We start from the raw sequence: 9,751 nt of genomic DNA on the forward strand, positions 1-9,751 counted from the left end.
AGGTGACAAGTTTAGTTTCTTCGAAGATGGTCTGAGTCTTATTCGAGAGGTCCTTAACGAAAAGAATGAGATTTCTATAATTTTCATGGACTACGACTTGTACAAAGGGTTTACGGATGTCATTTATGATATCCTCAGATCAAAAAATCTGAAGATACCGATAATTCTGATCGGCGATCCAAAAAGAAAATGTTCGGAAAGAATGAATTTTTGGCTCGCCATTAATGAATTTCAGTATGACATTCAGACTTTACACCTGATGACACCTTTATTCAAAAAAATTACGGAAGCGCTGGAATGTACAGAAATTAAAAAGTTGATTTTTGAAACTGAAAAGAGCGGCGATATTCCTTCAATGGAATTATCACCTCCCGTAAAGACGGCAAGAAAGAATGTCCTGGAACCTTTCAGAAAGGACGCCAATTTACCGCCGTCAATTTACAATCTTCTTGCTTTCCTCTTCAAGCGACGTTGCCATGAGGTTTCTGTCGATGAAATCGCAAGATATATGAACATAAATGGCAGTGATGAAAAGTCACGGAAAAATGCCGTTTATGCTTATATAGCAAAGCTGAGAAAGTGCATCGACGGCAATCCAAGATGTTCGCTTGAAGTTCTCCGGACGAGAAGGGGCTACTATAAGCTGGTCGTGCAGTGAGGAAAGTCTGGGCTCAAAAAAAAATGCCCTTCTGATAAAAGGGCATCCTCTTGATTAGCAGCCGAAACCTACTTGATTCTGGCTTTGATGAACTCCATCTTGAGTTCTTTCATTGCCTCTGTCAGTGAGACCTTGTAGATGTGGGGGTTGAGGATTCGCTTGTATGAGCCGTCGAAACTTTCCAGCTGCTTCTGCATTGTCTCGCGTGCCTTGCGCAAGGTTTCAGCCTCGCTCTTCTTTTCGCCGATTCGCTTTCCGCCCTCGACGACTTTTTTGAGCATTGGCTCGACTTTAGCCGCGTTGAAAACAAACTGCCTGTAATCAATCATCGGGTGATAGTAGCGGTATTCCTTGCCTTCTTCGATGACTTCATCTTTGCGGGCAATGATGTCTGCCTTTGCGTTGCCTTCTGCGTCGTAAAGGCGGAATACGTTTTTGATTCCAGGATTTGTGTTCTTTTCAGGATTGTCGCTGAACTTCATGGCAGGCTGCATCTGGTCAGTTTTTTCGTCGTGTCTTGCTCCCAGCTTGTAAACGCCGGTAAAGCTTGCCTCGTTGCCGCCAGTTACCATGTGGGTTCCGACGCCCCATGAGTCAATCGGAGTGTTCTGCTGAACCAGAGTCTCGATGATTTCTTCGGTGAGCTCGTTTGAAACGCAGATTTTTGCCTGGGGGAAGCCGGCCTTATCAAGTTCCCTGCGGACTTCGCGGGTCAGATAAGAAATGTCTCCTGAATCAAGCCTGACTCCGAAGTTATAGCCTTTTTCAACAAGCTCACGTCCTGCGATAATGGCATTTTTGACGCCTGATTTGAGGGTGTCGTAAGTGTCAATCAGGAAGACTGCGTTGGTCGGATAGATTTTTGCGTAAGCCCGGAAAGCCTCAAGCTCGCTCGGAAAAGCCATGATCCATGAGTGGGCCATAGTTCCCATGACGGGAATGCCGTAGATTTTGCCGGCCAGTGTGTTGCTCGTTCCGGCTGCTCCGCCGATAAAGCTTGCCCTTGTAGCGCTCATGCCGCCGTCAGGTCCCTGTGCCCGCCTGAGGCCGAATTCCATGATTCCGCCTTTTTTGCTTGCCAGCCAGACTCTGGCTGTTTTTGTGGCGATAAGGCTCTGGAAGTTGATGATGTTGAGGATAAGGGCCTCGACAATCTGAGCCTCGATCAAGTTTGCGTGAATCCTTACAATCGGTTCCTGAGGGAAGATGATTGAGCCTTCCTCAAAAGCGTACATGTCGCCGTTAAAGCGGAAATCCTTGAGGAATTCCAAAAATCCTTCCTCAAAAATTTTCTGTGAGCGAAGGTATTCAATGTCATCCTCTCCAAATGAGAAGTCTGTAATTGCGTCAATAAGATTTTCAAGGCCTGCAAAAACTGAAAATCCTCCGTTAAAAGGCTGTCTGCGGAAAAACATGTCGAAAACGACTGCGTGATTCATGTTGTTCTTCCAGTAGCCCTGAGCCATTGTCAGTTCATAAAAGTCAGTAAAAAGTGCATTGTTTATGATTGGATTTTTCATATCGTAACTCCACTAAAATTGTAACGAATTTTATAAATTACTTCCACTTGTCAGCGGCCAGCTCCATTTGCTAGCTCCACTCGCTGGGCCTTTTGTTGTATTTGTATGTGTACCTTGCACCGAGGTATCTTCCGATAAAGCGGGACATGAAGGCCGTGAATTTCCATTTTTTTGCCCACAAAATGATTCTCTTGCCCTTTTTTGCTTTTTTGAGGCAGTGGGCTACAACCGCAACAGGATCTTTTCCGTGCAAGACTTCTTTCCTGGCTCCGTTTGATGCCACGTTTGCAAAATCCGTGGAAACCGAGCCCGGGCAGAGGGCGCTGACCTTGATGCCTTTGTCCTTGAGTTCAGCCGCAAGTGCCACGGAGAAAGAAAGTACATAAGCCTTGGTCGCAGCGTAAACCGCAAAATTTCCCAGAGGCAGAAAAGCCGCCAGAGAAGCCACGTTAATAATAGAAGAATTTTTGTGCAGATAAGGCAGGGCCGCACCGCAAAGGCCTGTGAGGGAAGTGCAGTTGAGATCGATCATTTCAAGTTCTTTTTCAAGCGGAGTTGTCGCAAATTCTCCGTAAGTGCCGAAGCCCGCGTTGTTTACGAGCAGGTCAATCTCAAATGCGCCGGAAATCTTTTCGGTCGCAAGGAAAGTCTTGAAAAGTGCGACTCCCTCTTTTCCGGACAGGTTCATGGGCACGCATTTAATTTGCGGCAGCCCGGCCTTTTTATCAATTTCTTCCTTTACGGAATCGAGTTTTTCTTTATTTCGTGCAAAAAGCCAGATTTCAGAGCTTTCTGTGTCATTTGCAATCTGTCGGGCAAATTCTGCTCCCATTCCGGAACTTGCCCCTGTAATAATCGTAATTTTTCGCATAAAAAAGATTATAACATAATTTTTGCGCGAATCAACTTACTCCTGGCTATCCGCCGTTTCATTCACCGTCATAACTGCCGGTGAACGGCTTCGCCGCGGCTACTATCCAGCGCGTTAATTTTCTATTAAAATCAAGCTATGAAGAAATCAATCTCTGTCATCTGTGTAATCTGTCTTTTTCTTGTTTCCTGCACTAAAAAGCCCAGCCCTCAGGAGATTGAGGCTCAGAAAAAACTTGCCGAAGAGCAGCGCCTCCAGAAAATCGAGCTGGCTAAGGAAAATGCCCTTTCAGAATATGCCTCATCCCTTTCTGACGACGTTAAAATCTCCCAGCTTTTTCTTGTGAATATCGAGGGAAATCAAAAATATCATTCAGTCGAAAAAACTTCAGGCGGAAAAGCCCTTGTGCCGGGCGGAGTCCTGCTTTTTTCTTACAACATTTCAAAAGATCCGCTGGAAACTTACGAATTCATCAAGTCTATCCGGGATTTTTACATTGAAAACCAAAATCCTCCTCCTTTTGTCGCCGTTGATCAGGAGGGCGGGGACGTCAACCGATTGCGTGGCCTTACAAGCGTCCTCTGGGGGCAGAAAAAAGTCGCCCAGTCTTTTTCACCGCAGGGAGCGGCTTCCCTTTATTCAGCCCAGGCCCGGCAGATGCGCAACCTCGGCTTTCATTTGAATCTTGCTCCGGTTGTCGAAGTCGAAAATGAATCAAACAGGGATTTTCTGGACACCCGCACTTTCGGAAATCTTGAAAATGTCCTTTTATATGGAAGAATTGCGGTCGATTCTTACGAAAAAAACGGAATTGCCGTCGTATTAAAGCATTTCCCGGGCAATTCAAGCGTTGATCCCCATGTCGGACTTCCGAAAATCACTTTCGACCAAAGCGAGCGCGACTCTTATTTCAAGCCTTTTGAGGAACTCCTTGTTGATTCGTCTGCACTTTTGATGAGCCATGCGATTATGAAGCAAAAAAATGCGGAAAATCCTGAAAAATACGATATGCCGGCCTGCTTTTCAAAATACTGGATTTCTGACTGTGTCCGCGGTGACTTCGCTTTTAAGGGACTGGTCTTTTCAGATGACATTTTCATGGGGGCCCTTGCAAAAAACGGCTATCCGCCCCATGAAGCTGCCGTAAAAGCAATTGCCGCCGGAGTTGATGTCATCATGCTTTCCGAAAAACGATTCGGTCATGTCGCAGAAATCTTGCTGGAAAAGTCAAAGGAAGACGAAAATTTTGCAAGGGAACTGGACCGAGCCGTAAAAAACGTAATCCGCTATAAAATCAAGGCCGGAATTCTTGTCATGGAAGAAAATGAGGGGGCAGTGGAGGCTGACCAAATGACAGTTCCGTCTTTCTCCGTTAAAATAAATCCTGATTATAAGGAATTTGACTTAAAGAAATTCGACGAAGATTACAAAGCCGGTATGGATGCATACAATCAGTAAAGAATCCGCTGCGATTTATCAGAATATGAGGAAAATATGAAACAGAAGGACAGAAATAAAAAACTTGCTGGCAGCGAGGGCTTTGAGGCCTACTATTCAAATCTCTTCGGCCAGCGCTGGCAGTCAATAAAGGAAGCCTTTGCCCTCGAAAGCGATTATGCCGAATGGAAGGCCGGCGGAGAAAAATCTTACTTCCTCGACTCAGGTTCAGTCCGGGCCGCAGTTTCCCTTCCTTTGGAAAATGCCGTGGACATCCTTGACCTCTGTGCGGCTCCCGGCGGAAAAACCCTTGTCCTTGCCTCAAACATGTCCCCGGATGCGAATCTTCTTTCAAACGAACGTTCTCCGGAACGCAAAAACCGTCTGGCAAATACCGTAAAAGATTGCCTGCCCCTGGAAATTCAGGAGAGGGTGACCGTAATCTGCAAGGACGGTGCCCAGATGTGCCTCAAGAACGAAGAAAAATTCGATGCGATTTTGCTCGATGCCCCCTGTTCTTCTGAGCGTCATGTTCTTGCTGACCCCAAGTATCTTTCTGAATGGTCTCCTTCCCGAATCAAAACTCTTTCAATGGCTCAGTGGGCCCTTCTTTCTTCTGCATGGCGCATGCTCAGACCAAATGGTTATCTTCTATATTCCACCTGCGCCCTTTCCCCGGACGAAAACGACAATGTCGTGGCAAAATTACTGAAAAAATTTGATGACGCTAAGGTCCTGAAGCCGAAGATTTCCTTGAACTACAAGAACTTCACTGAATCTGATCTTCCTGAATACGAAAAGACAGAATTCGGAGCTCATGTCCTTCCCGATAAGGCTGCTGGCGCCGGTCCCCTCTATTTTTCTTTGTTGCAGAAAATCCCTTTGAGTCACTAGACATACTCTTAAATATTTTGATATACTCTAAAGACATATTTGCAGTAGTGTTTTTTATGAACACAAGGAGGAATGTTGGCAGATACAAAAGGTTTACGAATCAACGAACAGATTCGTGTACGAGAGGTCAGGCTTGTTGACGAAGAGGGCGGAAAGAACGGGATTGTTCCCACTCGGGAGGCTCTTGAACTTGCAAAAGAACGCGATCTTGACCTTGTAGAAGTTTCGCCAAACGCAAATCCGCCGGTTTGTAAAATTCTTAACTACGGTAAGTATCGGTTCGAGCAGGAAAAAAGGCTCCGAGATTCCCGCAAGGCCCAGAAAGCCCTTAAGCTCAAGGAAATCCGCATGCAGCCAAAAATTGGTTCAGGCGATCTTGATACTAAGGCAAAACATGTTCAGGAATTCTTGGACGAAGGCGATAAGGTTAAGGTTACAATCCGCTTCCGCGGTCGTGAGCTTGCCCATACCGAACTCGGCTATGACGTTCTGAACGAAGTATTGAAAAGGTTGACCGAAGGTTCATACACCATCGAGAAGCCTGCCGCAATGGAAGGGCGATTTATGTCAATGACATTAAATGCCAAGGCCAAATAACCTAAAGTCCAAAATCTCCCAGGTGGAGTACTTTAGTTAATTAAAGAGGTGGCAAAAATGCCAAAAATGAAGACAAAGAAAGCCGCAGCTAAAAGATTCTCTTTTACTGCAACAGGCAAAGTTAAGTACAAGAAGATGAACCTTCGTCATATTTTGACTAAGAAATCAGCAAAACGCAAGATGCATCTTCGCCACGCAGGTATCCTTTCTGAGGATTCTTCAAAAGTTATCCGCAGCCAGCTGCTTCCGTACGGTAATTAATTTTAAAGGTTATAAGGAGTAAAGAATGTCTAGAGCAATAGATGGAACAAAACGCAATAACCGCCGTGCAAAAATCCTCAAGCTTGCAAGCGGTTTCACAGGACGCCGTGGAACAAACTATAAGGCAGCAAAAGACGCAGTTGTAAAGGCTCTCCGCCATGCATACGTTGACCGCCGCGACCGCAAAGGCGACTTCCGCCAGTTGTGGATTGCACGTATCAACGCTGCAGTTCGTGAGGAAGGTCTTTCATACTCACGCTTCATCAACGGTCTCACAAAAGCAGGTATTTCACTCAACCGCAAGGCTTTGTCAAACCTCGCTATCGAAGACCCAGCAGCTTTCAAAGCAGTCGTAGAGGCTGCAAAAAAAGCTCTCGAAGCATAAATGACATGCCGGATTTGGGTATATCCTGAGTTTGGCATATCTAATCGGAGTACAATATGATTTCATTCGATCAAGTTCTGTTGTTAGAAGAAAGAGTTGAGAGCGCTGTTAAGAAAATCGAACAGCTTAATGCGGAAAACGCTGCTTTGCGGGCAAAAGTTGCAGAGCTTTCAAACGCGCTTAACGCAAAATCGGAGCAGTTCTCATCTTTCCAGTCTGACCAGAGCAAGATCGAAGAAGGAATCCTTAAGGCTTTGAGCCGTCTCAATGCCGTGGAGAATGTCGTTCTTCAGGCCAGCGGGGCGGCTCAAAGTATTTCCCAGCCTTCATCACAAAATTCTTCAGAGACAGCTCCTGTTCAGCAGGCAGCGCCTGTAGCAGCCCCGGCAGCTGTAGAAGAAAGTCCTGTGGCAGCTCAGCCGCAGAATTCGGTTCAAGTGCAAAATTCTGAGCCGTCATTTGACAGCATGAAGCCTTCAGAACCTCTTTCTGAAAGGGTAGAAGAACCTGTCGAAAATCCTCTTCCAATTCCAGAAGAAATCGAAGTTCCTGTTTCTCAGAGCCCTCAGGTTCAACCTCAGGTTATGTCTCAGCAGCTTTCAGAGCCAGTTCCTGTACCAGAGTCAATAACTCCGGAAGTCGGTTTTGAATTCGGTGAAACAGATTCCTCTGCCGAGCCTCAGCTTAACTCAGCAGATCAGGGTGCTTTCCAGAAGCCTTTAGAGGCTCAGAATCCACCTTCACAGCCAATGTTTGATATTTTCTAGTCTATGGGAGCCCTTCAGATTGACGTCTTCAATTCGCCTTTTGTAATTCAGGTGAACGAAGATGATGAGTATCTCCAAAAACTTCTCTGGTACTATAAAAAAATCCTTGAGCGCATCGAACGTAACGGTGCATTAAAAAATCCAGTTCAAATTTCAGCACTCGCAGGCATTATGCTTTGCGATGAGCTTTATAAAGAAAAATCAAAAGCCCAGCTTTCAAAAGGCGATGGTGGGGATGCTTCCGGTCTTCTTGCTGATTCCGAAGAAAGCAATGAAGCTGAACGTCTCGCCAAAATGATGATTGAGCGAATCGATAAGGCTCTGGAATCCTAGATGTTAAAATTTTCCGTCTGGGTTGATGCAGATTCTTTTCCGGCCAAAGCCCGCGATTTTCTTGTATCTCATGCTCTTTCCAAAGAAGTCTCCGTTAATTTTGTCGCAAATCACGAAATAAAATCCCCGGATCCAAGAGTTAAAATGGTAATCTGTCAAAAAGAGCATAATGCTGCTGACGATTACATTTTTGAAAACGCCGCTGAAAATGACATTATCGTAACCCGGGATATTCTCTTTGCGGCCCGCCTTGTTGAAAAAAATATTTCCGTAATGAATGACAGGGGAGTGCTTTTTTCAAAAGACAATATTGAAGATAAGCTCCGTGAGCGTGAATTCAGCCTGAATATGGCTCAGATTGGCCTTGGCGGTAATAAGGGAAACTATTACGGAGACAAGGAATTTAAGAAATTTGCCACTCTTTTTGAGACGGAACTTCAAAAGCACATAATCGCCGATATTTACAATGTAAAACGCCGGTGATTTACGCACCTCTTTTAAAATCCTGAAAACTTTTATTTTTTACCCATTCTTTCGTATGCGGCGTTAATCGAGATGATTCGGTCTTTTACCTCGAGGAAGGCCAGAACTAGAGAAGGGTCGAACTGTTTGCCCGAAAGGTTCTGAATTTCGATGAAAGCGTCGTCGATTGACCATGCTTCCTTGTATACGCGGGCGTGTGAAAGTGCGTCGAATACGTCTGCGATTGCGACAATTCGTGCTGAAAGTGGAATTTCCTCGCCTTTTATTGGCGTGATTTCGCCGATCGGCTTGCCGATTTCGTAGCTGATGTAATCAATTTTTCCAGGATAGCCTTTTTCGCTTCCGTCCCACCATTCGTGATGATGAAGGGCTACGTCGCGTGACATTTCATCGATTTCTGACTCTGGCTCTGTGAAGAGCTGGGCGCCAACGCAGGTGTGGCCCATCATGATTGAACGCTCTTCCGGAGTGAATCTTCCAGGACCCGGTTTTTTCAAAATTACGTCGGAAATACCTACTTTGCCCAGATCGTGGCATTTTGCTGCGATTTTGAGGGCGTCGCGATATTTCATGCGCTCTTCTTTTGGAACATTGTGATTGACGGCCCACTGGTCGTAAATTTCAAGAGAAAAGTCTGAAACCCGCTCTACATGGGTGCCGGTCTCTTTCGGATCCCTGAATTCGGCCATTCGCTGCATGCGTTTGATCATGTTGCTGGTGAGATATGTGTGCTCAAGAGCCTGTGTTACGCTCGAAGCGAACTGCTTTATGAATTCTACTGATTCTTCGCTGAAAGGAACTACTTTTTCGTTCTCATCCTTTGCGTTGATAATCTGAAGTACGCCCAAAGTGTGTCCGCTGCTCGTAATCAGTGGAACTGTGAGCATGGAAACTGTTTTGTAGCCGGTTGATATGTCCGGAGCGCTGTTGAATTTATACGGTGTGTTTTTATCGATATTGTAGGCGTCCGGGATATTGAGTGTTGTACCTGTGCAGGCGCAATAACCTGAAATTGAAGTTTTTGTTATAGGTACAGTGAAGTAGACGTATGGATATTTTGCTTTTGCGTGTTCTGTTTTCTGAAGTGTATCAGTCTGAGAATATTTAATTCGGAGAAGTTTGTCTTTAAATGCGTTTTCTTCATCGGCGTAGCTTGTTGCCGGTACTCCAGACGGCTGTTTGTCTTCAATTACGTAAATAGAACCTGCGTCTGCGTTGGCGATTGCCCTCGCTTCTGTCAGGATGCGTTCCAACAAAACGTCGGTATCGCGAATCTCGTTGAGGAGTTTTTCAGTTTCAAAAACCTTTTTCAGTTTTTCTGCATTTAATTCAAGTGACATCTTTTTAGACCCTAATAGAGAATTATAGTTGAATTGTTCTATTTAGTCTAGAAAATTCAATTCTTTTAAAGACGTAAATCCTGGTGCTGCATGGGGTAAAAAAATTGATGAAAAAACAGAAAAAAAAGTGAAAAAAAATTCAAAAAAGTGTTGACAGAAAAAGTAGTGCGTGATATATTCATTCTCACCCGCTGACAACAAGCGG

The 9,751-nt window shown here is 45.1% G+C and carries 12 protein-coding genes; 9 read left to right on the forward strand and 3 right to left on the reverse strand.

The window, feature by feature from the left end; all coding sequences use genetic code 11:
- Positions 1-202 precede the first annotated feature (202 nt).
- Positions 203-658: a helix-turn-helix domain-containing protein gene (locus tag HNP76_RS07840; RefSeq protein WP_184659215.1), complete on the forward strand. Its 456-nt coding sequence runs from the start codon at positions 203-205 to the stop codon at positions 656-658.
- A gap of 68 nt (positions 659-726) precedes the next feature.
- On the opposite strand, the gene HNP76_RS07845 is transcribed toward HNP76_RS07840, so the two are convergent.
- Both HNP76_RS07845 and HNP76_RS07850 read right to left on the reverse strand, forming a co-directional pair.
- Entirely contained in the window at positions 727-2,166 is a 1,440-nt protein-coding gene (locus HNP76_RS07845) for a nicotinate phosphoribosyltransferase (RefSeq protein ID WP_184659258.1), read from the reverse strand.
- 82 nt (positions 2,167-2,248) lie between these two features.
- Positions 2,249-3,049, reverse strand: coding sequence for an SDR family NAD(P)-dependent oxidoreductase (locus HNP76_RS07850; protein WP_184659217.1), 801 nt, complete (start codon positions 3,047-3,049; stop codon positions 2,249-2,251).
- 138 nt (positions 3,050-3,187) lie between these two features.
- Here HNP76_RS07850 and HNP76_RS07855 point away from each other — a divergent pair, with 138 nt between their 5' ends.
- The 8 genes from HNP76_RS07855 (at position 3,188) to HNP76_RS07890 (ending at position 8,206) form a co-directional block, all read left to right on the forward strand.
- Positions 3,188-4,507: a glycoside hydrolase family 3 N-terminal domain-containing protein gene (locus HNP76_RS07855; RefSeq protein WP_184659219.1), complete on the forward strand. Its 1,320-nt coding sequence runs from the start codon at positions 3,188-3,190 to the stop codon at positions 4,505-4,507.
- 36 nt (positions 4,508-4,543) lie between these two features.
- Positions 4,544-5,380 (forward strand): SAM-dependent methyltransferase, encoded by an 837-nt coding sequence (locus HNP76_RS07860; RefSeq protein ID WP_184659221.1) that lies wholly within the window; start codon positions 4,544-4,546, stop codon positions 5,378-5,380.
- A 75-nt stretch (positions 5,381-5,455) separates the two neighbouring features.
- Entirely contained in the window at positions 5,456-5,977 is a 522-nt protein-coding gene (gene infC, locus HNP76_RS07865) for a translation initiation factor IF-3 (protein WP_184659259.1), read from the forward strand.
- A gap of 57 nt (positions 5,978-6,034) precedes the next feature.
- The gene (gene rpmI, locus HNP76_RS07870; protein WP_184659223.1) at positions 6,035-6,238 is read left to right on the forward strand and encodes a 50S ribosomal protein L35; all 204 of its coding nucleotides are present in this window, start codon (positions 6,035-6,037) and stop codon (positions 6,236-6,238) included.
- 25 nt (positions 6,239-6,263) lie between these two features.
- Complete coding sequence (gene rplT, locus HNP76_RS07875) at positions 6,264-6,623, forward strand: 50S ribosomal protein L20 (protein WP_184659225.1); 360 nt, start codon at positions 6,264-6,266, stop codon at positions 6,621-6,623.
- A gap of 56 nt (positions 6,624-6,679) precedes the next feature.
- Positions 6,680-7,390 (forward strand): cell division protein ZapB, encoded by a 711-nt coding sequence (locus HNP76_RS07880; protein WP_184659227.1) that lies wholly within the window; start codon positions 6,680-6,682, stop codon positions 7,388-7,390.
- Between the two features lie 3 nt (positions 7,391-7,393).
- A complete protein-coding gene (locus HNP76_RS07885; protein ID WP_184659230.1) occupies positions 7,394-7,723 on the forward strand; it encodes a cell division protein ZapA in 330 nt (109 codons plus the stop codon).
- Positions 7,724-8,206, forward strand: coding sequence for a DUF188 domain-containing protein (locus HNP76_RS07890; protein ID WP_184659232.1), 483 nt, complete (start codon positions 7,724-7,726; stop codon positions 8,204-8,206).
- Between the two features lie 32 nt (positions 8,207-8,238).
- Here HNP76_RS07890 and HNP76_RS07895 read toward each other — a convergent pair whose 3' ends face one another.
- Positions 8,239-9,546, reverse strand: a complete 1,308-nt coding sequence (locus tag HNP76_RS07895; RefSeq protein WP_184659234.1) for an HD domain-containing phosphohydrolase — start codon at positions 9,544-9,546, stop codon at positions 8,239-8,241.
- Between the last annotated feature and the right edge of the window lie 205 nt (positions 9,547-9,751).

The organism is Treponema ruminis, assembly GCF_014201975.1.
GTDB classification, from domain to species: Bacteria; Spirochaetota; Spirochaetia; order Treponematales; family Treponemataceae; genus Treponema_D; species Treponema_D ruminis.